Here is a 25,061-nt window from a genome sequence, read left to right as displayed (position 1 = left end):
CCCAGAGCCATGAGTGTCAACATCTACTACGACGCCGACGCCGACCTGTCGATCATCCAGGGCCGCAAGGTCGCCGTGATCGGCTACGGCTCCCAGGGGCACGCGCACTCGCTGTCGCTGCGCGACTCCGGGGTCGAGGTGAAGATCGGTCTGCCCGAGGGGTCGAAGTCCCGGCAGAAGGCCGCCGACGAGGGCCTCGAGGTCGGCACGCCGGCCGAGGTCTCGGCCTGGGCCGACGTGATCATGGTCCTGGCGCCGGACACCAAGCAGCGCTTCATCTACTCCCAGGACATCGAGCCCAACCTCAAGGACGGCGACGCGCTGTTCTTCGGCCACGGCTTCAACATCCGCTACGAGCTGATCAAGCCCCCGGCGAACGTGGACGTGGCCATGGTCGCGCCGAAGGGCCCGGGCCACCTGGTCCGCCGCCAGTTCGTCGACGGCAAGGGCGTCCCCGCCCTGATCGCCGTCGAGCAGGACGCCTCGGGCAACGCCAAGGCGCTCGCGCTCTCCTACGCGGCCGGGATCGGCGGCGCCCGCGCGGGCGTCATCGAGACCACCTTCAAGGAGGAGACCGAGACCGACCTGTTCGGTGAGCAGGCCGTGCTCTGCGGCGGTGCCGCCGCGCTCGTCCAGACCGGCTTCGAGGTGCTGACCGAGGCGGGCTACGCCCCGGAGATCGCCTACTTCGAGTGCCTGCACGAGCTCAAGCTGATCGTCGACCTCATGTACGAGGGCGGCATCGCCAACGAGCGCTTCTCCATCTCCGACACCGCCGAGTACGGCGACCTGACCCGCGGGCCGCGCGTCATCACGCCGGCGGTGAAGACCGAGATGCAGAAGATCCTCGGCGAGATCCAGGACGGCACCTTCGCCCGCGAGTGGGTCGCCGAGGACGAGGCCGGCCGCGCGAACTACACCAAGCTGCAGCAGCAGGGTTCCGAGCACCCCATCGAGGTCGTCGGCGAGAAGCTGCGCGGCCTGATGAGCTGGGTCGGCGAGAAGGCCAAGTGACCTCCGCATGATCCACCGCCGGCGCCGTCCGGCACACTGAGGGCCCACGGACCCAGTCGGTCCGTGCCTGCCTGGCCGCCGGGCGCACCCACCCGGAGCAGGCATCGTGGAACCCCCGCCCGTCACCATCGGGCGGGGGTTCCGCGCGTCCGGGCCCGGTGCGGGGTACCGCGCACCGACGCGCGACGCGCGTGCGGGCCCGTGCGGGCGCCCGCGGTCCTAGGATGGTCGGCGTTCGCGCACCGACCCGGGGAGCACTCGCACACCGTGAGCACCGCAGCCACCGACCACCGTCCCGTCGTCCTGCTCGCGGAGAAGCTCGCGCCCTCCGCGGTCGACCTGCTCGGCGACGGCGTCGAGATCCGCCACGTCGACGGCACCGACCGCCCCGCGCTCCTGGCGGCGCTCGCCGACGCCGACGCGCTGCTGGTCCGGTCGGCCACCACCGTCGACGCCGAGGCGCTCGCCGCGGCCGTCCGGCTCAAGGTCGTCGCGCGCGCCGGGGTCGGCCTGGACAACGTCGACGTCGCGGCGGCCACCGCCCGCGGGGTCATGGTCGTCAACGCCCCGACCTCGAACATCGTCTCCGCCGCCGAGCACGCGGTCGCGCTGCTGCTGGCCACGGCGCGCCACATCCCGGCCGCCGACGCGAGCCTGCGCGCGGGGGAGTGGAAGCGCTCGTCCTACGGCGGCGTGGAGCTCAACGGCAAGACCGCCGGGATCGTCGGGCTCGGCAAGATCGGCCAGCTCGTCGCGCAGCGCCTGGCCGCGTTCGGGATGACGCTGGTCGCCTACGACCCCTACATCGCGCCGTCGCGCGCCGCGCAGCTCGGCATCGAGCTGATGGGCCTCGACGACCTGCTGCGCACCGCCGACATGATCACCGTGCACCTGCCGAAGACCCCGGAGACCCTCGGGCTCATCGGCAAGGACCAGCTGGCACTGACGAAGCCGGGCGTGCTCGTGGTCAACGCCGCGCGCGGCGGTCTGGTCGACGAGGACGCACTGGCCGAGGCCGTCCGCTCCGGGCACGTCGGGGGCGCCGGCATCGACGTCTACGTCACCGAGCCCACCACCGCCGGCCCGCTGTTCGAGCTGGAGAACGTCGTCGTCACCCCGCACCTGGGCGCCTCCACCGCCGAGGCGCAGGACCGCGCGGGCACCGACGTCGCCCGCTCGGTGCAGCTGGCGCTGGCCGGGGAGTTCGTGCCCGACGCCGTCAACGTGCAGATCCACGGCGCCGTCGGCGAGGAGGTGCGCCCCTGGCTGACGCTGGTGCAGAAGCTCGGCACCACCCTGCACGCCGTCGCCGGGCGCACCCCGACCTCGGTCACCGTCGACGTCGCGGGCGAGCTCGCGAACGAGGACGTCCAGGTGCTCGGCCTCGCCGCGCTGCGCGGGGTGTTCACCCACGTCGTCGAGGACCAGGTCACCTTCGTCAACGTGCCGCAGCTCGCCGAGGAGCGCGGTGTCGGCGTCGAGATCACGACCTCGCCGGAGAGCGCGAACCACCGCAGCGTCGTGCAGCTGCGCGGGGCGATGCCCGACGGCGAGAAGGTCACCGTGTCCGGCACCCTGACCGGCCGGGCCGAGGTGCAGAAGCTCGTCGAGATCAACGGGCGGCACTTCGACCTGCGTGCCGAGGGCGAGGTCGTGCTGCTGGAGTACGCCGACCGCCCGGGCGTGATGGGCCGGGTCGGGTCGCTGCTCGGCGAGGCCGCGGTGAACATCGAGGCCGCGCAGATCTCGCAGACCACCGACGGCACCGACGCCATCATGCTGCTGCGGGTGGACCGCCAGATCGACCCGGCCGTGCTGGAGCCGATCGGCGCGTCGGTCGGCGCGCGCACGATCCGCCTCATCTCCTTCGACGACTGAGCGCGACCTCCTCCCGCGGGCGGATGCGGGGCGCGTCGCGGCGTGGGATCGTGTCTGCTCGCCCGCGGAGGAGGTCGGTGATGAGCTGGGTGCGCGCCGTGGCCCTGGCCGTGACGGCGGTCGGTGTGGCGTGTCTGGTGCTGCTGGGCATCGGCTTCGTCACCGGCCTGTCGATCGGCGTCCCCTACGTCGTGTCGGTCATGGCCATCGTGACCGGCCCGCCGTCGGCGACGATGACGGTCGGCCCGGGCATGCTCGTGGTGCTCGCCGCGCTCGTCGCGCTGTTCGAGGTGCCGGCGCGGCTGCGGGCGCGCCGCGCGCTGCCCGGCGGCGGGCACTGACCGCCCGGCGGGCTCAGCCGCGTGGCGCCCAGCCCAGCGCCGGGCCGAGCGCGCCGGCGATGTCGGTGACGATCTGCAGGTAGTCCTCGTGCGGGAAGCCGAAGGGCAGCGCGAACACCGCCTCGTCGACCTCGCGGAAACCGGCGTCGGACCACAGCCGCTCGGCGATCTCGGCGGAGGTGCCGACGAGGTCGCGGGCGAACAGCAGCCCGGCCGGGCCCTGCGGGACGCCGACCCGCGCGTCGCGCCCGCGGGCGTAGGCGGCGTAGCGCTCGCGCTGGGCGCGCGTCGCGGAGTCGGTGGGGACGACGACGAGGCCCTGCGACACCCGTCCGGCCGGGTGCGCCGCCCGGTACGCGCGGATCTGGCGGGCCTGGATCTCGGCGAAGCCGGTCCCCGCCGCGCCGGAGCCCTCCCCGCCGGAGGGGGCGCGCACCACGTTGCTGGTCAGCAGGTTCAGCCCCTGCCCACCGGCCCAGACGGCGGAGGACTCGCTGCCCGCGCCGTACCACATGCGGCCCGCCAGACCGGGGGAGTGCGGCTGCACCCGGTCGGAGAACGTCTCGATCCCGACGGTCCCGGAGAACGCGCTCGCCGGCTCCCCGCGGACGAACCGCAGCAGCCGCGCCACCCGCTCGCGACCGAAGTCCTCGACCTCGGCGGTGTCGGGGTAGAGGGCGGCGCGCACGTCGTCCCACCGCATCGGGGGGCCCACCGAGACGCCGGGGTTCGGCCGGCCGCCGGACAGGACGTCGACGGTCGCGAGGTCCTCGGCCAGGCGCAGCGGGTTCTCCCAGCCGAGCGGGACGACGGCCGTCCCCAGCTCGATCCGCGACGTCCGCTGCGTCGCCGCCGCCAGCACCGCGACCGGGGAGGAGATCCCGAACTGCAGGTGCCGGTGCCGGACGAAGGCGCTGTCGTAGCCCAGCCGCTCGCCGAGCGCGATCATCTCCAGCGTCGTCTCGTGGCCGGGCCGCGGGTCGTCGCCCTCGAAGGAGCCGATGGTGAGGAAACCGAGACGGCGCAGCGGCCGGTCAGGCGTGGGCACGCCCGCTCAACGCCCGGGCGGCCGTGCTTCTTCCGCGCGGACCCCCCGGACGGGTGACGGCGGCGCCGCCCGTCCCACCCCGCGGGACGGACCCGGATCCCCGGAACGGCCGTGTGTCGCGGGTACTCCGACCGCGCGGGGCGCACGGCTCACCCGGACGTGACCACCCCACCGGGTGGCCGAACGATGACCCTGCGTCGGCAGGCGGTAGCGTGCGCCCAGCAGTACGACGAGAGGACGAGGTCATGCGCCTTGCGGTCATCCCCGGTGACGGCATCGGCCCGGAAGTGATCAACGAGGCACTGAAGGTCCTCGGTGAGGTCGCCCGCGACGTGGAGACGACCGAGTACGACCTCGGCGCCGCCCGGTGGCACTCCACCGGCGAGCTGCTCCCGGAGACCGTGCTGACCGAGATCAAGCAGCACGACGCGATCCTGCTGGGCGCGGTCGGCGACCCGTCGGTGCCCAGCGGCATCCTCGAGCGGGGCCTGCTGCTGCGTCTGCGGTTCGAGCTCGACCACCACGTGAACCTGCGCCCGGCGCGGCTCTACCCGGGGGTGCGCGGCCCGCTGGCCGGCAACCCGGAGATCGACCTGGTGGTCGTGCGCGAGGGCACCGAGGGCCCGTACGTGGGCACCGGCGGCCTGCTCCGCAAGGACACCCCGCACGAGATCGCGACCGAGGTCAGCCAGAACACCGCGTTCGGCATCGAGCGGGTCGTCCGGGACGCGTTCGCGCGCGCCCAGCGGCGCCCGAAGAAGCACCTGACGCTGGTCCACAAGACCAACGTGCTGACCTTCGCCGGTGCGCTGTGGTCGCGGATCGTGGAGGAGGTGTCGCTGGAGTACCCCGAGGTGTCGGTGGCCTACCAGCACGTCGACTCGACCACGATCCACCTGGTCACCGACCCGGGCCGGTACGACGTGATCGTCACCGACAACCTGTTCGGCGACATCCTCACCGACCTGGCGGCCGCGGTCACCGGCGGCATCGGCCTCGCGGCCAGCGGCAACATCGACGCCAGCCGGACCAACCCGTCGATGTTCGAGCCGGTGCACGGCTCCGCGCCGGACATCGCCGGGCAGGGCATCGCCGACCCGACGGCGGCGATCCTGTCGGTCGCGCTGCTGCTCGACCACATGGGCCAGTCCGACTCGGCCCGCCGGATCGAGGCCGCGGTCGCGTTCGACCTGGCCACCCGCGACCACGCGGCGACCGGCAACACATCCTCGATCGGTGACCGGTTGGCCGCTCTGGTGTCCAGCCGCGAGGTCGCGACGAACTGACCCGGACACGACGAAGGGGCGGCCACCGGACCCGGTGGCCGCCCCTCGTCGTACGGGGGTCAGACCTGGTTCGTCGGCCCGGTCAGCAGGGTGACCCCGGCCCCGGCGAAGTTGTCGAGGTCGGCGACGGCGGCCTGCCCCTCGGCGCCGCCCATGCCGGCCTGGAACGCCGACGCGTCCGGGAACTCCAGGACGGCGACGAGGTGGTACGGCGGCTGCGCGCCGTCGGGACCCGCGGCCGGGCGCGAGACGGTGAAGCGCTGCAGCCCGGGGATCTTCTTCGCCAGCGGTGCGTGCACCTCGTCGTAGTGCTTGTCGAACGCGGCGGCGTCCTCGGGGTGGTTGTACAGGGCGGTCAGCTGGAACACGGGTGTTCCCTCCCGATGCATCGTCGAGCGGCGCCTCGCTGCGCCGCGGCACCCTCCACCCTGGCCCACGTGAGCCTGTCGTGCACTACCCCTCCGGAGGGTCGGCGCGGGCTGGCTAGGCTGGGCCCACCATGAGTACTCCAGCCCAGGTCCGGGTGCGGTTCTCGCCGTCCCCGACCGGTACCCCGCACGTCGGCCTCATCCGCACCGCCCTGTTCAACTGGGCCCACGCCCGTCACCACGGCGGGGCGATGGTGTTCCGGATCGAGGACACCGACGCCTCCCGCGACTCCGACGAGTCCTACCGCGCACTGCTCGACGCGCTGGGCTGGCTGGGCCTGGACTGGGACGAGGGCGTCGAGAAGGGCGGCCCGCACGGCCCGTACCGGCAGAGCGAGCGCGGCGGGATCTACGCCGACGCCCTGCGCCGGCTCGTCGAGGGCGGCGAGGTCTACGAGTCCTTCTCCTCCGCCGAGGAGATCGAGGCCCGCCACCGGGCCGCCGGGCGCGACCCCAAGCTCGGCTACGACAACGCCGACCGCGACCTCACCGACGAGCAGCGGGCCGCGTTCCGCGCCGAGGGCCGCGCCCCGGTCTACCGGCTGCGGATGCCCGACCACGACATCACCTTCACCGACCTGGTCCGGGGCGAGATCACGTTCCGGGCCGGCCAGGTGCCGGACTTCGTGCTCGCCCGCGGTGACGGCACGCCGCTCTACCCGCTGACCAACCCGGTCGACGACGCGCTGATGGAGATCACGCACGTCCTGCGCGGCGAGGACCTGCTCGCCTCCACCCCGCGCCAGATCGCGCTGCTCGAGGCCCTGCAGCGGGTCGGCATCGGCAACGGCCCCTTCGTCTACGGCCACCTCCCGCTGGTCACCGGCGAGGGCAACCGCAAGCTCTCCAAGCGCGACCCGCAGTCGAACCTGTTCCACTACCGCGACCGCGGCTTCGTGCCCGAGGGGCTGCTCAACTACCTGGCGCTGCTCGGGTGGTCGATCGCCGAGGACCGCGACGTCTTCTCCCTCGACGAGATGGTGGCCGCCTTCGACGTCTCCCGCGTCTCCGGCAACGCCGCCCGCTTCGACCTGAAGAAGGCCGAGGCCATCAACGCCGCGCACCTGCGGATGCTGGAGCCCGGGGACTTCGCCGAGCGCCTCCTGCCCCACCTCGCGGCCGAGGGCGTCACCGACCCCGACCGCGCCGTGCTCGCCGCCGCCGCGCCGCTGGTGCAGGAGCGCAGCCAGGTGCTGTCCGACGCGGCCCGGATGCTGGCGTTCCTGTTCCGCGACGAGGACACCTTCGCCCCCGACCCCGACGCCGCCGCGAAGAACCTCGGTGCCGACGCGGCCCCGGTGCTCGAGGCGGCCGTGGCCGGGCTCACGGACCTGCCGGAATGGTCGGCGGCCGCGATCGAGGAGTCGCTGAAGACCTCGCTCGTCGACGGGCTGGAGCTCAAGCCGCGGAAGGCGTTCGCCCCGGTCCGGGTGGCCATCAGCGGCCGCACGGTGTCCCCGCCGCTGTACGAGAGCATGGAGCTCCTGGGCCGCGAGCGGTCGCTCGCCCGGCTGGGGGCCGGTGTCAGGCGCTCCCAGGGCATGGGTTAGAGTACGTACATCAACGGAGAGCGGGCCTCGCTCCGGAACGGGGCCCGCTTTTCGATGGGGTATGGTGTAATTGGCAGCACGACTGATTCTGGTTCAGTTAGTCTAGGTTCGAGTCCTGGTACCCCAGCGGAAATCGCGATCTCCTTCGAGATCTGATTTCTGACAATCGGCACGGTCTCGTCCAGGTCCCGTCGTCTAGCGGCCTAGGACGCCGCCCTCTCAAGGCGGTAGCGCGGGTTCAAATCCCGTCGGGACTACCACGGACCCCCTCGCGGAGTCCGATCACGAGATCGAGCCGATGTCCTGGTCCCGTCGTCTAGCGGCCTAGGACGCCGCCCTCTCAAGGCGGTAGCGCGGGTTCAAATCCCGTCGGGACTACTCACGAAGGCCCCGCTCCACACGGAGTGGGGCCTTCGTCGTGTCCGGGGCCGGTCGCGCGCCGGCGTGATCATCGGTCGGGGAGCGGGGCGCGCGTCAGGCGGGCTCCACGCTCCCCGACCGATGATCTCCAGGCGGTCCCGGGATCAGGGCGGCGGCGGGTTCTCGTTCGGCGACGACGGCGGCGACGAGGGAGGCGACGACGGGGAGGACGGCGGCGTCGACGGATCGGTCGACGGGTCCGGCGGGTCCGACGGGGTCGTCACCACGGGCGGCGGGATCGGGGCCGGGGCGTCCGTCGTCGTCGGGACCGGGTCGGGGCGCTCCCGGGTCGTCCGCGGAGCCTGGACCGGGTCGTCGACGACGGTGGTCGGCGGCGGGGCCGCGGTCGTCGTCGGCATCGCGGGCAGCTCGGGGGTCGCGTTGCTGATCGTCCGGTCCTGCGGCCAGAAGAACACCGTCCCCAGCACGGCCAGCGCCGCGACGACCCCGCCGGCGCCGATGAGCAGCGCGGGGGAGCGGCGTGCCGGTGCGGTGCCGCCGCCGGGGGCCAGCGTGGTGGCGTCGTCGTAGGAGTCGTAGCCGCCGTAGCCGTGCACGGCGGTGCCCTCGTGCCCCATCGGCATCGCGGGCACGGCCGGGAACCGGTCGGTGGGCGGGTCGGCACGGGCGCCGTCGAGGTAGGCGGTGCGGTCGGCGTCGAGGTAGGCCGTGCGGGTGTCGCCGGTCGGCATCCGGTCGGTGACCGGGTCGGGCGTCTCCCACGGCAGCGGGCCCGGGTCCGGCGCGAGGGCGATCCCGCCGCTCGCCGACACCGGGGCGAGCGGACCGGAGCCGCCGACGGCGTCCGGGCCGAGCGCGGCGACGGCACCCTTGGCGATGGCGTTCTTCGGGTCGGCGTCGACCTGCACGGGCCGGCCCAGGCCGGAGGACACCAGCTCGGCGACCAGCGGCACCCGCGAGGACCCGCCGACGAGCAGCACGACCGACGGCCCGGACGCGGCCAGCCCGGCCGAGGCGATGGCCCGCGTCAGGGCCTCGACCGACTCCTCGACCCGCGGGCGGATGCGCTCCTCGAAGTCGCTGCGGTGCAGCCGCACCGTCGTACGGACCTCGCCGAGCCACACCGGGATCGACACCTCGGTGTCGGCGGAGAGCCCCTCCTTGGCCTCGCGGCAGTCGCGGCGCAGCCGGGCCATCGCGGACAGGACGTTCGGGTCGGACTCGTCGAGGCCCTCGAAGGCCTGCGGGACGGCGTCGCGGACGTGGTCGACGACGGCCTGGTCGAAGTCGGCGCCCCCGAGCTGCTCGACGCCCTCGGGGCGCCCGAGCAGCGTGAACCCGGCGCTCTCCTTGCGGACGACGGCGGCGTCGAACGTGCCGCCGCCCAGGTCGTAGACGGCGACCGTCGCGCCCGGCTCGACGCGCTCGTTCGTCGCGTAGTGCAGGGCGGCGGCCTGCGGCTCGGTGAGGAAGGTGACCGTCAGGCCGCGTTCGGCCAGCGCGGCGGCGAACAGGTCGCACTTGTGGCTGCCCCACGAGGCGGGGTGGGTCACCGCGACGCGGTCCGGGACGCCGCCCTCGGTGCGGGCGACGATGTCGACGACGTGCTCGGCGAGCAGCGCGGACAGCTGCTCGGGGGCGAACGCCTGCTCGCCCAGCGGGATCGGCGTCGGGTCGCCGATGCGGCGCTTGAACTCCCGGGCGACGCGGTCGGGCTCGGTCAGCGCGCGGCGTTCGGCGGCCTCGCCGAACAGCAGGCCGCCGTCGGGCGCCGCGTACACCACGGACGGGATGTCGACCGAATGATCACCGAGAGTGACCATCTCGGTGGTGCCGGAGCGGATGACTGCGGCGGCCGTCCTGGTCGTCCCGACGTCGATGCCCAGCAGGTAACCCATCGTCTCCCCGGTATGCAGACCACTCCCGAAGGGGCCCGGCCCGGTGCCGGACCACCACACGGTAGTGGAGCCCGCGGCGGGGACCTCAGGCGAGTCGGTGCTGCAGCGCGTCGGCCGCGGCGAGCAGGTCCGCCGCCCACCGCACGCCGGGCCGCCGCCCGATCCGGTCGACCGGCCCGGACACCGAGACGGCGGCGACGACCTGGCCCGCCGCGTCGCGCACCGGTGCCGACACCGACGCGACCCCGGCCTCGCGCTCGGCGACGCTCTGGGCCCAGCCGCGGCGGCGGACGTCGACCAGCACGCGCTCGGAGAACGTCGCGTCGGCGAGGATGTGACGCTGGGTGGTCGGGTCGCACCACGCGGCGAGCACCTTGGCGCCGGACCCGGCGGTCATCGGGAGCCGGGAGCCGACCGGGACCGTGTCGCGCAGCCCGGAGGGCGGCTCGGCGTGGGCGATGCAGATGCGGTGGATGCCGTCGCGGCGGTAGAGCTGCACGCTCTCGCCGGTGATGTCGCGCAGCCGCGGCAGGACGGCGGCGGCCGCGTCGAGCAGCGGGTCCGGCCGCCCGCCGGCGAGCTGGCCGAGGGTGGGGCCGGGGTGCCACCGGCCGTCGGGGGTGCGCAGCAGCATCCCGTGCGCCTCGAGCCCGACCGCGAGCCGGTGCGCCGTCGCCCGGGGCAGGCCGGTGCGCTCGCACAGCTCGGCCAGCCCGCACGGACCCTCCGCCGTCGCGCGGAGAACCCCCACCGCCTTGTCGAGCACGCCGATCCCGCTAGACTGTCCCACGTTCCGATACTAGCTTTCCACATTCTGGGAAGTCCACCACGTTGGGAGGCGGAGTGACCGAGCCGACAGGTCCCCGCACGCTGGCCGAGAAGGTCTGGGACCGTCACCTCGTCCGCAAGGGCGAGGGCGACGAGCCGGACCTGCTCTACATCGACCTGCACCTGGTGCACGAGGTCACGAGCCCGCAGGCGTTCGACGGGCTCCGGCTCGCCGGCCGCCCGGTGCGCCGCCCCGATCTCACCATCGCCACCGAGGACCACAACGTCCCGACCCTCGACGTGCTCGCGCCGATCGCGGACGAGGTCTCCCGCACCCAGGTCGAGACGCTGCGCCGCAACTGCGAGGAGTTCGGTGTCCGCCTGCACCCGATGAACGACCCCGAGCAGGGGATCGTGCACGTCGTGGGCCCGCAGCTGGGGCTGACCCAGCCGGGCACGACCGTCGTCTGCGGGGACTCCCACACCTCCACCCACGGCGCGTTCGGCGCGATGGCGTTCGGCATCGGCACCTCCGAGGTCGAGCACGTGCTCGCCACCCAGACGCTGCCGCTCAAGCCGTTCCGGACGATGGCGATCGAGGTGACCAGCGCCGACGGCACGCTGCGCCCGGGCGTCACCTCCAAGGACGTCATCCTCGCCGTCATCGCGCGGATCGGCACCGGTGGCGGGCAGGGCCACGTGCTGGAGTACCGGGGCAACGTCGTCGAGAACCTCTCGATGGAGGCCCGGATGACGATCTGCAACATGTCGATCGAGGCCGGCGCCCGCGCGGGCATGATCGCCCCGGACGAGACGACCTTCGCCTACCTGAAGGGCCGCGACCACGCCCCCGCCGGCGCCGACTGGGACGACGCGGTCGCCGACTGGCGCTCGCTGCGCACCGACGACGGCGCCGAGTTCGACCGCGTCGTGCACATCGACGCCGACGAGCTCACCCCGTTCGTCACCTGGGGCACCAACCCCGGGCAGGGCCTGCCGCTGGGCGAGTCCGTCCCGGACCCGGCCGCCATCACCGACGACGGCGAGCGCGCCGCCGTCGAGAAGGCCCTGGACTACATGGGGCTGACCGGCGGCACCCCGCTGCGCGAGGTCGGGGTCGACGCGGTGTTCGTCGGCTCCTGCACCAACGGCCGGATCGAGGACCTGCGCGCGGTCGCCGAGGTCCTCGGCGGGCGCCGGGTGGCCGACGGCGTGCGGATGCTCGTCGTCCCGGGCTCGATGCGGGTGCGCTTCCAGGCCGAGGAGGAGGGGCTGGACAAGGTCTTCCTCGACGCGGGCGCCGAGTGGCGCTCGGCCGGCTGCTCGATGTGCCTGGGCATGAACCCCGACCAGCTCGCCCCCGGTGAGCGCTGCGCGTCCACCTCGAACCGCAACTTCGAGGGCCGCCAGGGCAAGGGCGGCCGGACCCACCTGGTGTCGCCGCTGGTCGCCGCCGCGACCGCGGTGCGCGGCACCCTGAGCTCGCCGGAGGACCTGGACTGATGGACGCCTTCACCACCCACACCGGCATCGGCGTGCCCCTGCGCTGGTCCAACGTGGACACCGACCAGATCATCCCGGCCGTCTACCTGAAGCGGGTCACCCGCACCGGCTTCGACGACGGCCTGTTCTCGGCCTGGCGCCAGGACCCGTCGTTCGTGCTCAACAACGAGCCCTACGACCGCGGGTCGGTGCTCGTCGCCGGGCCGGACTTCGGGACGGGCTCCTCGCGCGAGCACGCCGTCTGGGCGCTCATGGACTACGGCTTCCGCGCCGTGATCTCCTCGCGCTTCGCCGACATCTTCCGCGGCAACTCGGCCAAGGCGGGCCTGGTGGCCGCCCAGGTCGAGCAGCCCGACGTCGAGCTGATCTGGAAGAAGCTGGAGAACGAGCCGGGCACCGAGGTGACCGTCGACCTGCGCGAGAAGACCGTGCAGGCCGGCGACCTGACGGTGTCGTTCGAGATCGACGACTACGCCCGGTGGCGGCTCCTGGAGGGTCTCGACGACGTCGACCTCACCCTGCGCCACGCCGACGCCATCACCGCGTTCGAGGGAACGCGGCCCGCCCGGATGCCACGCACTCTGGCCTGAACGGCGACGGGTGGTCACCAGTCCCCGACAGGTGTCGTGGTGATCACCCGTTCGGACCTGAACCTCCGGACGGTATGCGACCTGGACTCGCCTCCGGATCTGGTGCGGGGCAGGGCGGCAGCCTTACCTTTCGTGACCATGAACAAGGCTCAGCTCGTCGATGCGCTGACCGCCCGGCTCGGGGACCGGCGTGCCGCCATGGCCGCCGTGGACGCGATGGTCGAGGTGATCGTGGACACCGTCGGGAGCGGCGGCACGGTCACCCTCACCGGGTTCGGGGTGTTCGAGCCGCGACGACGGGCGCCGCGGACCGCCCGCAACCCGCGCACGGGGGAGACGGTGCCGGTCGGGGAGACCGTGGTGCCGTCGTTCCGGCCGGGTGCGGCGTTCAAGGAACGCGTCGCGGCCAGCGAGGCCGCCGCCGCCAACGCGACGAGCGCGCCGCGCCGCGCCGACCGTCCGGCGACCAACGGCCGCACGACCGCCACCCGCAAGACCATCCCGCCCGAGGGCGCCGTGGCGCGCACACCGGTCCGCCGGAGGGCGACCGCGAAGAAGTAGCCGGGTCGCGGCGCGGCCGGCTCCGGATCAGGGCGGCGACGGGTCAGGCGGGCGGGCGGCGGTAGTAGTCGGCCCAGAGCAGCAGGCCGTCGCCGTCGAACCCCAGGACCCAGGTGCTCGCCTTGTGCGACGGCACCGTGTCGGCCGGGTGCCCCGCCGCGGCGAGCAGGTGGCCCAGCACGTCCGGGATCACCCCGCCCTGGCTGCACAGCAGCGTCACCCCGGGCCGCGCGGCGAGCTCGCGCAGCCGGGCGAGGCCGTCGGCGGGGGAGGCCCAGTAGCCGTGCTCGCCGAGCAGCTCCTCGACGACGGGCTCGCCGAGGCCGCTCTTCTGCGCGAACGGCTCGATGGTCTGCCCGCAGCGCAGCGGCGGGGCCGTCGCGAGCCGGTCCGGCCCGAAGCGGGGCAGGAACTCCGCGAGCCGGTCGGCCTGGGTGAACCCGGTGCCCGACAGCGGTCGCAGGTCGTCGTCGCCGTCCCAGGCGGTGCGGCTGCCCGCCTTGGCGTGGCGCACCAGCACCACCGTCGACGACGGCGGCCCCGCCGCCGCGAGCCGGTCGAGCAGGGCCGCGTCGCCGGCGCGGCTGAGCAGCGCCGCGGCACCGTCCGGTGGCAGCCAGCGCAGCTCGTCGGTCTCGTCGGTGGCGGTGAACCCGGGGTCGCCGGTCACCTCGGCGGCCCAGTAGTGGACGACCTTGTGGCCGCGGCCGGGCACGTCGTAGGCGGTGTGCCCGAGCCGCGCGCCGAGTCGGCACTGCAGGTGCGCCTCCTCGGCGGTCTCGCGCAGCGCGGTGAGCGTCAGCGGCTCACCCGGGTCCTGGTGGCCCTTGGGCCAGGACCAGTCGTCGTAGCGGGGGCGGTGGACCAGGGCCACCTCGACGCCGCCGCCTGCGGCGCGCCGCCACGGCACGGTGCCGGCGGCGACGACGTCGGCGAGCCCGGCCGGGTCCGCCTCGGCCCCGTCGGTACGCAGCTGGGAGAGCACTCAGTCCTCGCTGATCGCGCGCCGGGAGTTCATCATCTCGACCTGGTGGTCGCGGACGCGGATGTTCTCCGAGCCCGGTGCCGGCGACGGCGACCAGGTCCCGTCCGGTCCGAGCGTCCAGCAGCGCGTGGCCGGGTCGAGGCAGGAGTCGAACATCTCCCCGAGCTGGTCGGCGAGCTTCGGGTCGGCCACCCGCAGCATGACCTCGACCCGGCGGTCCAGGTTGCGGTGCATCATGTCCGCCGAGCCGATCCAGTACTCGTCGGCGGCGCCGAAGTGCAGGACCCGCGAGTGCTCCAGGAACGGTCCGAGGATCGAGCGGACGGTGATGTTCTCGCTCAGCCCCGGGCGGCCCGGGACGATCGCGCAGATGCCGCGCACCACGATGTCGACCGGCACGCCCGCCTGCGACGCCCGGTAGCAGGCGTCGATGATGGCCTCGTCGACCAGCGAGTTCGCCTTGATCTGGACCCGCGCCCCGGGCTCGCCGGACCGGTGGGCCTCGATCTCGTCGTCGATGCGCCGGACGATCCCGCGGCGGATGCCGTACGGCGCGACGAGCAGGCTCCGGTAGGACGTCTGGCGCGAGTAGCCGGTGAGGGAGTTGAACAGGTCGGTGAGGTCCGCGCCGATCGTCGGGTCGGCGGTGAGCACGCCGACGTCCTCGTAGAGCCGCGCGGTCTTCGGGTTGTAGTTGCCGGTGCCGATGTGGCAGTAGCGGCGGATCTCCGAGCCCTCCTGGCGCACGACCAGGCAGGTCTTGCAGTGCGTCTTCAGCCCGACCAGGCCGTACACGACGTGCACGCCCGCCTTCTCCAGCTCGCGCGCCCAGCGGATGTTGGCCTGCTCGTCGAACCGCGCCTTGATCTCGACCAGCGCGACGACCTGCTTGCCCGCCTCGGCCGCGTCGATCAGCGCGTTGACGATCGGGGAGTCGCCGGAGGTGCGGTAGAGCGTCTGCTTGATCGCGAGCACGTTCGGGTCCGCGGCGGCCTGCTCGATGAAGCGCTGCACGCTGGTGGAGAACGAGTCGTAGGGGTGGTGCACGAGCACGTCGCCCTCGCGCAGGGTGGCGAACACGCTGCGCGGGGTCTCCCGCTCGGCGAAGGCCGGGTGCGTCGCCGGGCGGAACGGCTCGTCCTTCAGGTCGGGGCGGTTGACCCCGTGCACCTGCCACAGCCCGGTGAGGTCGAGCAGCCCGGGCACGGTGACGACGTCGTTCGGGTCGACGTCGAGCTCGCGCAGCAGCAGCTCCAGCACGTGCTCCGACATCGTGTCGAGCACCTCGAGGCGCACCGGCGGCCCGAACCGGCGCCGGGCCAGCTCGCGCTCCAGGGCCTGCAGCAGGTCCTCGTCGCGGTCCTCCTCGACCTCCAGGTCGGCGTTGCGGGTGACGCGGAACGGGTGGACCTCGGTGACCTCCATGCCGGTGAACAGGTCACCGAGGTGCGCGGAGATCAGGTCCTCGATCGGCAGGAACGTGCACTGCTTGTTGCCCGCGCGGGTGTCGGTGTCCGGCGGGTCCACCGACACCAGCCGCGGCACGTTGTTGGGGACCTTCACCCGGGCGAAGCGCTCGGTGCGGCCCTCGGGGTCGCGCACGGTCACCGCCAGGTTGAGCGACAGCCCGGAGATGTAGGGGAACGGGTGCGCCGGGTCGACCGCGAGCGGGGTGAGCACCGGGAAGACCGTCTCGGTGAAGTAGTCGCTCAGGCGCAGCCGTTCGGCGTCGGTCAGGTCGTCCCAGCTGCGCAGGTGGACGCCGGCCGCGTCCAGCTCGGGCAGCAGCTCGTCCATGAACACCTCGGCGTGCGCGCGGGACAGCGCGCGGCTGCGCTCGGTGATGCGGGCCAGCTGCTGGCGCGGGGTGAGGCCGTCGGCGCTGCGGACCGACAGGCCCGTCTCGTCACGGCGCTTCAACCCGGCGACGCGGACCATGTAGAACTCGTCCAGGTTCGACGCGAAGATCGCCAGGAACTTGGCGCGCTCCAGCAGCGGCTGGCTGGCGTCCTCGGCCAGGGCCAGCACCCGGGCGTTGAAGTCGAGCCAGGACAGCTCCCGGTTGAGGTAGCGGTCCTCGGGCAGCAGCTCGGGCATCGCCGAGGCCGGCGCGGTCGCCCCGGCGGGCGGCGCGATCGGCGCGGCGCCCTGCGTGGGCGCCGACGCCGGCAGCGCGGGCGGGGCGGGCGGCCGGGCGGTGGAGTGCTGCTGGGCGGGGATCTCCGCCGCCGGGGCCTGGTCGGCGACCGCCCGGCTCGCGGTGTGCAGGCGGCGCGACGCGGGCCGGGGCGCACGGCGCGCGCCCGAGCGGGGCCGCGACCCCGGGTGCGCGGAGCCGTTGCGGCCGTCCTGGGGCGTCGAGTCGTCGCTCACGCCACGATTGTTTCCTACCGTCGTGCAACGCGTCCACGTCGACACGGCGCGGTGCGCACGACGTCACGTCCGGCGTGCGCCACACCGCCGGGCGACGGGGCCCCCGGGCGGGGGAACCGGTGGTGGACAGGGTGTCGCAACGGCCGGGGCGGCGGGGACGATCCGCGCGGTCCACTCGCCGACCCCGAGCGCGACGGCCTCGGCGAGGTCCGCGGCGGTGTCGACGTCGCGGCGCAGGCCGGGCCGCCCGCCGGGCAGCGCGACCGCGCCGGACGCCGCGTGCCGGGCGGCCGATCCCCGCCCGAAGTGCGGGTCGAGATCGTGTCCCGGCGCGGCCAGCAGCAGCGTCGTGCCGTCGCCGGGGGCGTCGGGCTGGAACGCCCGCGTCGCCCCGCCGTCGAACAGCGCCGCGGCGGCGGCGACGGCGTCGTCCAGCTCGGCGGGGCGCAGCGCGGGCAGGTCGGCCTGCAGCGCGCCGAGGGCGGCGCCGGGGTCGCGGGCGCGCAGCAGCGCGGCACCGTGGCGCAGCGCCCCGTTCAGCCGCCGGCCGGGGTCGGTCGCGACGTCGGCGCCGAGCACGCCGACCTCGAGCGCGACGGCCGGGTCGGAGGAGATCACCAGCACCCGGCGGACCGACGGCGCCGCCAGCGCCGCGGCCACCGTGTCGCGGGCCAGCGCGAGCGCGAGGTGCTGGTGGGCCGCCTGCTCGCCCACCCCGCCGTCCGCGGCGCCGCGCAGCCGGGTCTTCGCGCGCGGGAGCGGCTTCACCGGTACGACCAGGTCCACCCGCAGGGTCACGGTCACAGTCTGGCACCCCACGTGACAGCGTGGGTCCGCAGTGGGGACACTCCACGGAACAGATCCGGATCATCCCGATCCGCGACGACGCCTGCGACCCGCGCCCGGCGCGGGCGGGAGGAGGCCGCCGGTGGCACGCGAGAAGGGTGGTTTCTGGGTCGGGTTCGCCGTCCCGTTCTTCTACTCGATCGGCTGGCTCACCGGCCGGCCGCGGTACGAGGGACGCGAGCACCTGCCCGCCCGGGGCGGCGCGCTGCTGGTGGGCAACCACGTCTCCCACCTCGACCCGATCCACACCGGGACCTACGTCCACAGCGCCGGGCGGGTGCCACGGTTCCTGGCCAAGAGCAGCCTGTGGAACGTGCCGGTGCTCGGCGCGGTGCTGCGCGGCTCCGGCCAGATCCCGGTGTTCCGCGACTCGGCCGACGCCCAGCAGAGCCTGGCCGCGGGCACCCAGGCGCTCGCCGACGGCAAGATCGTCATCATCTACCCGGAGGGCACGATCACCCGCGACCCCGACGGCTGGCCGATGCGCTCGCGCACCGGCGTCGCGCGGATGGCGCTGGCCTCGGACGTGCCGGTCATCCCGATGGTGCACTGGGGGACCCGCGAGGTCCTCGACGGCTACAACAAGAAGTTCCGCCCGCTGCCGCGCACCGACGTCGTGCTGCGCGCCGGCGACCCGGTGGACCTGAGCGCCTACCGCGGCCGCCCGCTCGACGCCGCCGTCCTGCGCGAGGTCACCGACCTGATCATGAGCGCGGTGCGGGACCTGCTCGCCGAGGTCCGCGCGGAGCAGGCACCGGCCGAGTTCTTCCGCCGCCGTCCCGAGAGCGAGGCCGGCCGATGAGCGCGCTGCCCGGACACGGCGCCGAGCGCCCGGTCAACGAGCCCGTCCACTCCATCCAGCGGGTCGCCGTGCTCGGGGCCGGCAGCTGGGGCACCGCCTTCGCCAAGGTCCTCGGCGACGCCGGCCGCGAGGTGCGGCTCTGGGCGCGCCGCCCGGAGGTGGCCGAGGCGGTCAACGCCCGCCGGCACAACCCGGACTACCTGTCCGACGTCGCGCTCCCGGACAAGCTGTGGGCCACCCACGACGCCGCCGAGGCCCTCGGCGGGGCCGACGCGGTGATCCTCGCGGTGCCCTCGCAGTCGCTGCGGGCCAACCTGGAGCGGTGGCGGGACCTGATCCCGGACGGCGTCACCGTCACCAGCCTGGCCAAGGGCGTCGAGCTGGGCACGCTGAAGCGGATGACCGAGGTGATCGACGACGTCACCGGCGTCGGGACCGACCGGCTCGCCGTCGTCTCGGGGCCGAACCTGGCCGCGGAGATCGCGCATGAGCAGCCGACCGCCACCGTGATCGCCTGCGCCGACCACGACCGCGCCGTGGAGCTGCAGACCGCCTGCGCGACCGGCTACTTCCGGGCCTACACCAACACCGACGTGGTCGGGGCCGAGCTGGGCGGGGCGGGCAAGAACGTCATCGCGCTGGCCGTCGGCGTCGCGTCCGGGATGGGGCTGGGCGACAACTCGCGGGCGTCGCTGATCACCCGCGGGCTGGCCGAGATGTCCCGGCTCGGGATGGCGCTGGGGGCCTCCCCGCTGACCTTCGCCGGACTGGCCGGGATGGGCGACCTGGTGGCGACGTGCAGCTCGCCGCTGTCGCGCAACCGCACCTTCGGCGAGCAGCTCGGCCGCGGCGCGAGCCTGGTCGAGGCGGAGAAGGCGAACAACGGCCAGGTCGCCGAGGGCGTCAAGTCCTGCCTGTCGATCTGTGAGCTCGGCCAGCGGGCCGGGGTGGAGCTGCCGATCGCCGACGCCGTGCGCCGGGTGTGCCACGAGGGCATGACCGCCCACCAGATGGCCAAGGAGCTGATCTCCCGGGCGCCGAAGCCGGAGTAGCGTGCGGCCATGATCGGCGACGGGACCAGGTGCGTACGCGGCGGTGGGCACGACGAGCCCGCGGTGGGCGAGCCGGTCCACCGTGGACCGGTCCTGACCAGCACGTTCCATCTCGGACGGCCGGAGCAGGCCGAGGCGGGCACGGACTTCTACGCGCGCGCCGACAACCCGACCTGGCGTGAGTTCGAGGCCGCGGTGGGGGCGCTCGACGGCGGCGAGTGCACCGTGTTCCCCTCCGGCATGGCGGCGGTCGCGGCGGTGCTGCGGGCCTTCGCCGGGCGCGAGCGCGGCGTGCTGCTGCCCAGCGACGGCTACTACGTCGCCCGGCTGCTCGCCGACGAGGAGCTGGCCCCGCTCGGCGTGCCCGTCGCGTACTGCGCGACCGCCGGTGACTGGGCCCGCGCGATCGCCGCGCACCGCCCCGGCCTGGTGATGCTGGAGACGCCCTCCAACCCCGGCTTGGAGGTCTGCGACGTGCGCGCGGTCGCGGCCGCCGCACACGCCGCGGGGGCCGTCGTCGCCGTCGACAACACGACCTGCACGCCGCTCGGGCAGCGGCCGCTGGAGCTGGGCGCGGACCTCGCCGTCGCCAGCGACACCAAGGCGCTGTCCGGGCACGGCGACCTGCTGCTCGGCCACGTGTCCGCGGCCGACCCGGTGCACCACGAGCGGATCCGCGGGTTCCGCACCCGCGGCGGCGCGATCGCCGGGCCGATGGAGACCTGGCTGGCGCTGCGCGGGCTCGGCACGCTGGACCTGCGCCTGGCCCGCCAGGCGGACAACGCCCGTGCGCTCGCGCTCGCGCTGCGCGAGGTCCCGGGCGTGCGCGACGTGCGCTGGCCCGGGCTGCACGACGACCCGTCGCACGCGCTCGCCCGCACCCAGATGCGGCGCTGGAACGGGGTCCTGCGCTTCACCCTGCCCGACGTGCACGCCGTGTCGGGCCTCCTGGCCCGCAGCACGCTGGTGGACTCGGCGACGAGCTTCGGCGGCCTGCGCACCGCCGCCGACCGCCGCGCCCGGTGGGGCGACGCGGTGCCCGACGGGCTGGTCCGGCTGTCCTGCGGGGTGGAGGACACCGCCGACCTGGTCGAGGACGTGGTGGGCGCGCTCAGCGGCCGGTGACCGCGGCCGGGAAGCGGCGGGCCAGCGTCCCGTCGCGGTAGCCGCGGTCGAGCCGCCCCACGATCGCCGGGGCCAGGTGCACCCCCGCCGCGACGGCGAGGGTCCGGCGGTCGCGGCGCAGCCGCAGCGCCTCGCGGATCGCCCGCCGTGCCCCGGCCCGGTCGCCGTCGAGCAGCGCGCTGCGCGACCCGACGACGCCCTGGCGGTAGCGGCTGCGCTCGCGCTCGCGGTCCAGCGCGGCCTTCTCCGCCGGACCGCCGTGGCGCTCGACGAACGCGGCGAGGACCCGGGCGCGGGCCCGCTCGACGGCCAGCTCGGCGTGCGGCCCGCGCGACAGCGACGACGAGGCCTCCCGGTACCCGGCGAGCCGCTCCGGCAGCGAGACCACGGTCCCGCCCCCGGTGACCAGGCGCAGGAAGACCACCATGTCGGTGACGACGGCGTCGCGCTGGTGCAGCCCGGTGAACGGCCACGCCTCCCGCCGTACCGCCGCCGTGTAGTACGGGCACATCCGCTCGACCAGGTCGGCGAGGGTCAGCGCGGTGTCCGGGCCGGAGCGGGCGGCGCCCCACACCTCGTCGTAGGAGCCGGGCAGGGGCAGGCCGGTGACGTCGTCGAAACGCCACGCGTCGCAGCTCACCGCGGTGACCTCGGGCCGGGCGTCCAGGACGCCGCCGAGCCGCTCGGCCCAGCGCGGGTGCAGCAGGTCGTCGGAGTTGAGCTGGGCGAGGTAGCGGCCGCGGGCGGCCCCGGCGGCCGCGCGGATCCCGCCGACGACGCCGTCGTTCTCCCGGCGCAGGAGCCGGATCCGGGGGTCGGCGGCGGCGAGCCGGCGCACCGTGCGGGCCATCCGGTCCGACGGGCCGTTGTCCACCACGACCAGCTCCCAGTCGGGGTCGGTCTGGGCCTGCACCGACCGCACGGTCGCCCCGATGACGTGCTCGGTGCGGTGGGCGGTGGTGAGGAAGCTGAACCGGGGTGCCACGCCGTCCTCCTCGCCGGTGATCGTCGGCAGGGGAGTCGGCGGCGCGGCCGTGGTGTTACGGGGGTGTCGCGACACCGGCCGTCGGTCTCGTTATCACACTCGCGTAACCCGCCTTCCGTATGGTCGACTACATCACGGACTCCGAGCGTCGCGGAGGTGGTCGCGTGCCGTACCGACAACCCGTCCCCACTGGTGCCGGGAGTGGCGTCGTCCCCGATCTGAGAGCGCTCCCCGACGACGACCCGCATCCGGCACCCGGTACCGCCGCGGACCCGGCCGCGGTGCCGTCGGGGTCCCGGGTGCTGCTCCTCAACGCCAGCTTCGAACCGCTGGCCGTCGTCACCTCGAAACGGGCGATCTGCCTGCTGCTCTCCGGCAAGGCCGAGTGTCTGCAGGAGGCGCTGGAGGGCGCGTCGTTCCGCTCGGAGAGCCTCGCGCTCCCGGCGCCGTCGGTCCTGCGTCTGTCGCGCTACGTGCGCGTCCCCTACCGGCGGGCCGTCCCGATGACCCGCGCCGGCGTGCTGCGCCGCGACGGCCGCCGCTGCGCCTACTGCGCGCGCCGCGCCGACACCATCGACCACGTCGTCCCGCGCAGCCGGGGCGGTGCGCACAGCTGGGAGAACTGCGTCGCCGCCTGCCGCGCGTGCAACTCCCGCAAGGCCGACCGGCTGCTGGAGGAGATCGGCTGGACGCTGCGGGTGGCACCCGGGCCGCCGGCGCGGACCGGCGCCGGGGTCCTGGTGCTGGCCGTGGAGCCGCTGCCGGCGTGGGAACCCTGGCTGACGGCCGCCTGACGGTCGTCGCGTTCCCGGCGGCCGGGCCGCCCCACTATGGTGCGCCCGGCCCCGCCCGACGGTCGCGGCGGCGCCCGGGAGGAGCGTCCCCATGGTGCGTGCGGTCGTCACGGGAGCGTCGAGCGGGATCGGCGCGGCCTTCGCGGAGGAGCTCGGCCGCCGCGGGACGCCGGTGCTGCTCGTCGGGCGCGACGCCGCCCGGCTCGCCGAGGTCGCGGCCCGCGTCCCGGGTGGCTCGACCCTCGTCGCGGACCTGTCCACCGACGAGGGCGTGGCCGCGGTGTGCGCCGAGCTCACCGCCGGGCCGGTGTCGCTGCTGGTGAACAACGCGGGCACCGGTGGGCTGGGCGCGCTGCAGGACCAGGCCCCGGCCGCGATCGCCGAGCAGGTGCGCGTCAACCTCACGGCGGTCGCCCAGCTGACCGCGGCCGCGCTGCCCGGGATGCTCGAGCGCGGCACGGGCGGGGTGGTGTTCGTGTCGAGCTCGGCGGTGCCGCACCCCACGCCGCACATCCCGGTGTACACCGCGACCAAGGAGGGCACCGAGGCGCTGGCCCGCTCGCTGCGCGCCGACGTCGGTCGCCGCGGCGTGCGGATCACCGTCGTCCGTCCCGGCTACACCCGCACGGCGTTCCACGAGCGCCAGGGGGAGGACGTCTCGGCCGTCCCGGAGCGGGAGTGGGTCAGCCCGCAGCGGGTCGCGCGCGCCGCGCTGGACGGGCACGACCGCGGCCGGGTGCTCGTCCGGATCCCGGACCGGCGCCTGCAGAACGTGACGAACCGGATCGTGCGCGGGGTGCTGCGACGGCTCCTGCGCCCCTTCGGCGTCCGGATGTGACGGCGGCCGGGACCGGGTGGGCCGCGACCCGCCGGTGACGGTGCGTCAACCCTTGTGCGACAGGTTGTCGCGAGATCGTCCGGGAGTCAGGGTCGACCTCTCCGCGCAGCTCGGAGCCGGTGCCCGGATCATCCGGCGATGTCGAGGTCGTCCGCCCCGGTCGTCGCTCCGTACCCCGATCGGGGGTAGTATGTCCCCGTCGTTCTCGATCGACATCACGGAGCATCACGGCAGCGGGGTGGAGGTCGGGCCGTCCGAGGGGAGAGCCATGACCGCATCGCGTGCCCGTCGGGCCTCCGGGCTCGCCGGCCTGGTGCTGCTCGCCTGCGCCGCCCTGCTCGCCGTCGCGTCACCGGCCGTCGCGGCCCAGCCGGTCGGCAAGCTCCGCCTCGGTCACCTGTCCCCGTCGACGCACGCGGTGGACGCCGAGATCGTCGGCCCCGAGGGCCCGTCCTCGACGAGCCGCCGGGTCGCCTCCGCCACCTACGGCACGGTCACCGGCTACCTAGACCTCGCCCCGGGGCGCTACGCGATCGTCATGCGCCCGGCCGGGTCGGACCCGTCGCTGCCGGCGCCGCTGTCGGCCGGGCTCGACGTGGGTGCGGGCTCGGCGCAGTCGCTGTTCTTCTTCGACAGCGGCCCGGGCGGGCAGCCCCGCGGCGAGCTCGTCGCCGACGACCTCGCGGCCCCTCCGGCCGGCGAGGGCAAGGTCCGGCTGGTGCAGGCGGCCGGCGGGACCGCGCCGCTGCAGGCGCTCGCCGTCGACGGGCCGCGGCTGGGCACCGACCTCGGCTACGGCACCGTCACCGGCTACGCGCCGGTCGGCGCGCGGACGTGGGACGTCCGGCTCAGCGCGGGCGCGGTCACCGCGGCCGCGCCGCTCGCCGTGACCGCCGGGTCGGTGACGACCGTCGTCGTGACACGCAACGCCGCGGGCGCGCTGGCCGTCACCCCGCTCACCGACGTCGCGGGCCGCCCCGCCGCCGGCGCGACCGGCCCGGCCGGCGCCGCGTCCACCCCGGCGGGGGCGGCGGCCCCGCCCCGGCAGGTCCCGCAGGGCGGCGTGCCCGCGGGGGCCGGGGGCACCGCGCCCGGCGGGTCGGCGCTCCCGCTGGTCCTCGCCCTGGCCGGCGCCCCGCTGCTGGTGCTCGGCCTGACCGCGGCGCGCTCCCGGCGGCGCGGAGCCTGAGCGGGGGCCGCCGTGTTCCTGGATCCCCTCGACCGCCCGCCCGGCTACCGGGCGGCGGTCCGGCGCGACCGCCGCGACCGCCGCCGGGCGGCGCTGCGGGCGTCGCGGGCGAGGCTGGCGGCGGACCCGCGGCCGCTCTACCCGACGCTGCGCGCCGTGGCCGTCTCGGCGGTGCTGCTGGTCCCGGTCGTCACGACGGCGGCGCTGGACCCGGGCGACCCGCCGGCGGAGACGGCGTCGGCGGGCCTGCCCCCGGTGCCCGCGGCGTTCCGCGCCGCACCGGCCGCGCCCGCCGGGGCGCGTGGGGCGCGGCCGGTCGCGCCGCCCACCGGACTGTCGATCCCGTCGATCGGCCTGACCGTGGGCGAGCCCGAGCCGCTGGCACTCGACGCCGACGGCGTGCTGCCCGCCCCGGCCGACTTCGCCCGCACGGGCTGGTGGACCGGCGGGCCGAAGCCGGGGGAGGCGGGCCCGGCCGTGATCGTCGGGCACGTCGACTCCTGGCGCGGGCCCGCGGTGTTCTTCCGGCTCCGCGACGTCCCGGTCGGCGCGACGGTCGTCGTGCCGCGTTCCGACGGGCGGTCGACGACGTTCACCGTCGACGCCGTCCGCACCTACCCGAAGGACCGCTTCCCGTCCGACGAGGTGTACGGCGCGACCGCGAACGCGCAGCTGCGCCTCATCACCTGCGGTGGCGCGTTCGACCACGCCGCGCGCTCCTACGACGACAACGTCGTCGTGTTCGCGTCGGTGCACTGACGGGGCGAGGAGGAGAACCGTGAGCGACAGCAGGCCCGGGGACACCGGGGAGCGCACCGGCACGGCG

The 25,061-nt window shown here is 74.9% G+C and carries 23 protein-coding genes and 3 tRNA genes; 18 read left to right on the top strand and 8 right to left on the bottom strand.

Annotated features, from left to right (window positions below):
- The first annotated feature begins 9 nt into the window (after positions 1–9).
- The 3 genes from ilvC to WJX68_RS05190 all read left to right on the top strand — a co-directional run bounded on the left by ilvC (position 10) and on the right by WJX68_RS05190 (position 3,233).
- A complete protein-coding gene (ilvC, locus tag WJX68_RS05200; protein ID WP_340286493.1) occupies positions 10–1,014 on the top strand; it encodes a ketol-acid reductoisomerase in 1,005 nt (334 codons plus the stop codon).
- A 267-nt stretch (positions 1,015–1,281) separates the two neighbouring features.
- Positions 1,282–2,892 carry a phosphoglycerate dehydrogenase gene (gene serA / locus WJX68_RS05195; RefSeq protein WP_340286491.1) on the top strand — a complete coding sequence of 537 codons (1,611 nt, stop codon included), beginning with the start codon at positions 1,282–1,284 and terminating at the stop codon, positions 2,890–2,892.
- An 80-nt stretch (positions 2,893–2,972) separates the two neighbouring features.
- The gene (locus tag WJX68_RS05190; protein ID WP_340286489.1) at positions 2,973–3,233 is read left to right on the top strand and encodes a hypothetical protein; all 261 of its coding nucleotides are present in this window, start codon (positions 2,973–2,975) and stop codon (positions 3,231–3,233) included.
- Between the two features lie 13 nt (positions 3,234–3,246).
- Here WJX68_RS05190 and WJX68_RS05185 read toward each other — a convergent pair whose 3' ends face one another.
- Positions 3,247–4,281, bottom strand: a complete 1,035-nt coding sequence (locus WJX68_RS05185; protein ID WP_340286488.1) for an LLM class flavin-dependent oxidoreductase — start codon at positions 4,279–4,281, stop codon at positions 3,247–3,249.
- A gap of 245 nt (positions 4,282–4,526) precedes the next feature.
- On the opposite strand from WJX68_RS05185, the gene WJX68_RS05180 reads away from it, so the two are divergent.
- Positions 4,527–5,567: a 3-isopropylmalate dehydrogenase gene (locus WJX68_RS05180; RefSeq protein WP_340286486.1), complete on the top strand. Its 1,041-nt coding sequence runs from the start codon at positions 4,527–4,529 to the stop codon at positions 5,565–5,567.
- Between the two features lie 59 nt (positions 5,568–5,626).
- Here WJX68_RS05180 and WJX68_RS05175 read toward each other — a convergent pair whose 3' ends face one another.
- A complete protein-coding gene (locus WJX68_RS05175; protein ID WP_340286485.1) occupies positions 5,627–5,935 on the bottom strand; it encodes an EthD family reductase in 309 nt (102 codons plus the stop codon).
- Between the two features lie 131 nt (positions 5,936–6,066).
- On the opposite strand from WJX68_RS05175, the gene gltX reads away from it, so the two are divergent.
- The 4 genes from gltX to WJX68_RS05155 all read left to right on the top strand — a co-directional run bounded on the left by gltX (position 6,067) and on the right by WJX68_RS05155 (position 7,923).
- A complete protein-coding gene (gltX, locus tag WJX68_RS05170; RefSeq protein WP_340286484.1) occupies positions 6,067–7,545 on the top strand; it encodes a glutamate--tRNA ligase in 1,479 nt (492 codons plus the stop codon).
- Between the two features lie 55 nt (positions 7,546–7,600).
- A tRNA-Gln gene (locus WJX68_RS05165) sits at positions 7,601–7,672 on the top strand.
- Positions 7,673–7,729: 57 nt separating this feature from the next.
- A tRNA-Glu gene (locus tag WJX68_RS05160) sits at positions 7,730–7,805 on the top strand.
- A gap of 45 nt (positions 7,806–7,850) precedes the next feature.
- Positions 7,851–7,923, top strand: a tRNA-Glu gene (locus WJX68_RS05155).
- A gap of 146 nt (positions 7,924–8,069) precedes the next feature.
- Here WJX68_RS05155 and WJX68_RS05150 read toward each other — a convergent pair.
- Entirely contained in the window at positions 8,070–9,824 is a 1,755-nt protein-coding gene (locus tag WJX68_RS05150; RefSeq protein ID WP_340286483.1) for an Hsp70 family protein, read from the bottom strand.
- An 85-nt stretch (positions 9,825–9,909) separates the two neighbouring features.
- Positions 9,910–10,614 carry an IclR family transcriptional regulator gene (locus tag WJX68_RS05145; protein WP_340286481.1) on the bottom strand — a complete coding sequence of 235 codons (705 nt, stop codon included), beginning with the start codon at positions 10,612–10,614 and terminating at the stop codon, positions 9,910–9,912.
- A 53-nt stretch (positions 10,615–10,667) separates the two neighbouring features.
- Here WJX68_RS05145 and leuC point away from each other — a divergent pair, with 53 nt between their 5' ends.
- From leuC to WJX68_RS05130, 3 genes are all read left to right on the top strand, one after another.
- Positions 10,668–12,095, top strand: coding sequence for a 3-isopropylmalate dehydratase large subunit (gene leuC, locus WJX68_RS05140; RefSeq protein ID WP_340286479.1), 1,428 nt, complete (start codon positions 10,668–10,670; stop codon positions 12,093–12,095).
- Positions 12,095–12,685, top strand: coding sequence for a 3-isopropylmalate dehydratase small subunit (leuD, locus tag WJX68_RS05135; RefSeq protein ID WP_340286477.1), 591 nt, complete (start codon positions 12,095–12,097; stop codon positions 12,683–12,685). Before leuC ends, leuD begins: the two co-directional genes overlap by 1 nt.
- 138 nt (positions 12,686–12,823) lie before the next feature.
- On the top strand, positions 12,824–13,246 hold the full coding sequence (locus tag WJX68_RS05130; RefSeq protein ID WP_340286475.1) for an HU family DNA-binding protein: 423 nt from the start codon (positions 12,824–12,826) through the stop codon (positions 13,244–13,246).
- A gap of 43 nt (positions 13,247–13,289) precedes the next feature.
- Here the strand turns inward: WJX68_RS05130 and WJX68_RS05125 are convergent, their stop codons facing one another.
- From WJX68_RS05125 to cofC, 3 genes are all read right to left on the bottom strand, one after another.
- Complete coding sequence (locus WJX68_RS05125) at positions 13,290–14,231, bottom strand: NUDIX hydrolase (RefSeq protein ID WP_340286473.1); 942 nt, start codon at positions 14,229–14,231, stop codon at positions 13,290–13,292.
- Complete coding sequence (locus WJX68_RS05120) at positions 14,232–16,604, bottom strand: RNA degradosome polyphosphate kinase (RefSeq protein ID WP_422785655.1); 2,373 nt, start codon at positions 16,602–16,604, stop codon at positions 14,232–14,234.
- Between the two features lie 63 nt (positions 16,605–16,667).
- Positions 16,668–17,396, bottom strand: coding sequence for a 2-phospho-L-lactate guanylyltransferase (gene cofC, locus WJX68_RS05115; RefSeq protein WP_340286658.1), 729 nt, complete (start codon positions 17,394–17,396; stop codon positions 16,668–16,670).
- A 136-nt stretch (positions 17,397–17,532) separates the two neighbouring features.
- On the opposite strand from cofC, the gene WJX68_RS05110 reads away from it, so the two are divergent.
- The 3 genes from WJX68_RS05110 to WJX68_RS05100 are packed head-to-tail and all read left to right on the top strand — an operon-like array spanning position 17,533 to position 20,429.
- Positions 17,533–18,252 (top strand): lysophospholipid acyltransferase family protein, encoded by a 720-nt coding sequence (locus WJX68_RS05110; RefSeq protein WP_340286471.1) that lies wholly within the window; start codon positions 17,533–17,535, stop codon positions 18,250–18,252.
- Complete coding sequence (locus WJX68_RS05105) at positions 18,249–19,304, top strand: NAD(P)H-dependent glycerol-3-phosphate dehydrogenase (protein ID WP_340286470.1); 1,056 nt, start codon at positions 18,249–18,251, stop codon at positions 19,302–19,304. Before WJX68_RS05110 ends, WJX68_RS05105 begins: the two co-directional genes overlap by 4 nt.
- A gap of 9 nt (positions 19,305–19,313) precedes the next feature.
- Positions 19,314–20,429: a cystathionine gamma-lyase gene (locus WJX68_RS05100; protein ID WP_340286468.1), complete on the top strand. Its 1,116-nt coding sequence runs from the start codon at positions 19,314–19,316 to the stop codon at positions 20,427–20,429.
- Here the strand turns inward: WJX68_RS05100 and WJX68_RS05095 are convergent.
- Positions 20,416–21,414: a glycosyltransferase family 2 protein gene (locus WJX68_RS05095; protein WP_340286466.1), complete on the bottom strand. Its 999-nt coding sequence runs from the start codon at positions 21,412–21,414 to the stop codon at positions 20,416–20,418. The genes WJX68_RS05100 and WJX68_RS05095 overlap by 14 nt on opposite strands.
- 299 nt (positions 21,415–21,713) lie before the next feature.
- On the opposite strand from WJX68_RS05095, the gene WJX68_RS05090 reads away from it, so the two are divergent.
- The 4 genes from WJX68_RS05090 to WJX68_RS05075 all read left to right on the top strand — a co-directional run bounded on the left by WJX68_RS05090 (position 21,714) and on the right by WJX68_RS05075 (position 24,994).
- Positions 21,714–22,208: an HNH endonuclease gene (locus WJX68_RS05090; protein ID WP_340286464.1), complete on the top strand. Its 495-nt coding sequence runs from the start codon at positions 21,714–21,716 to the stop codon at positions 22,206–22,208.
- A gap of 91 nt (positions 22,209–22,299) precedes the next feature.
- Complete coding sequence (locus WJX68_RS05085; protein ID WP_340286462.1) at positions 22,300–23,046, top strand: SDR family NAD(P)-dependent oxidoreductase; 747 nt, start codon at positions 22,300–22,302, stop codon at positions 23,044–23,046.
- 268 nt (positions 23,047–23,314) lie between these two features.
- Positions 23,315–24,235, top strand: a complete 921-nt coding sequence (locus tag WJX68_RS05080; RefSeq protein ID WP_340286460.1) for a DUF4397 domain-containing protein — start codon at positions 23,315–23,317, stop codon at positions 24,233–24,235.
- A gap of 12 nt (positions 24,236–24,247) precedes the next feature.
- Positions 24,248–24,994, top strand: coding sequence for a class F sortase (locus WJX68_RS05075; protein WP_340286458.1), 747 nt, complete (start codon positions 24,248–24,250; stop codon positions 24,992–24,994).
- Positions 24,995–25,061 lie beyond the last annotated feature (67 nt).

This window comes from Pseudonocardia spirodelae (assembly GCF_037727765.1).
GTDB lineage: Bacteria > Actinomycetota > Actinomycetes > Mycobacteriales > Pseudonocardiaceae > Pseudonocardia > Pseudonocardia spirodelae.
Note: the sequence above shows the minus strand (reverse complement) of the source record. Positions and strands in the feature narration are given on the sequence as shown.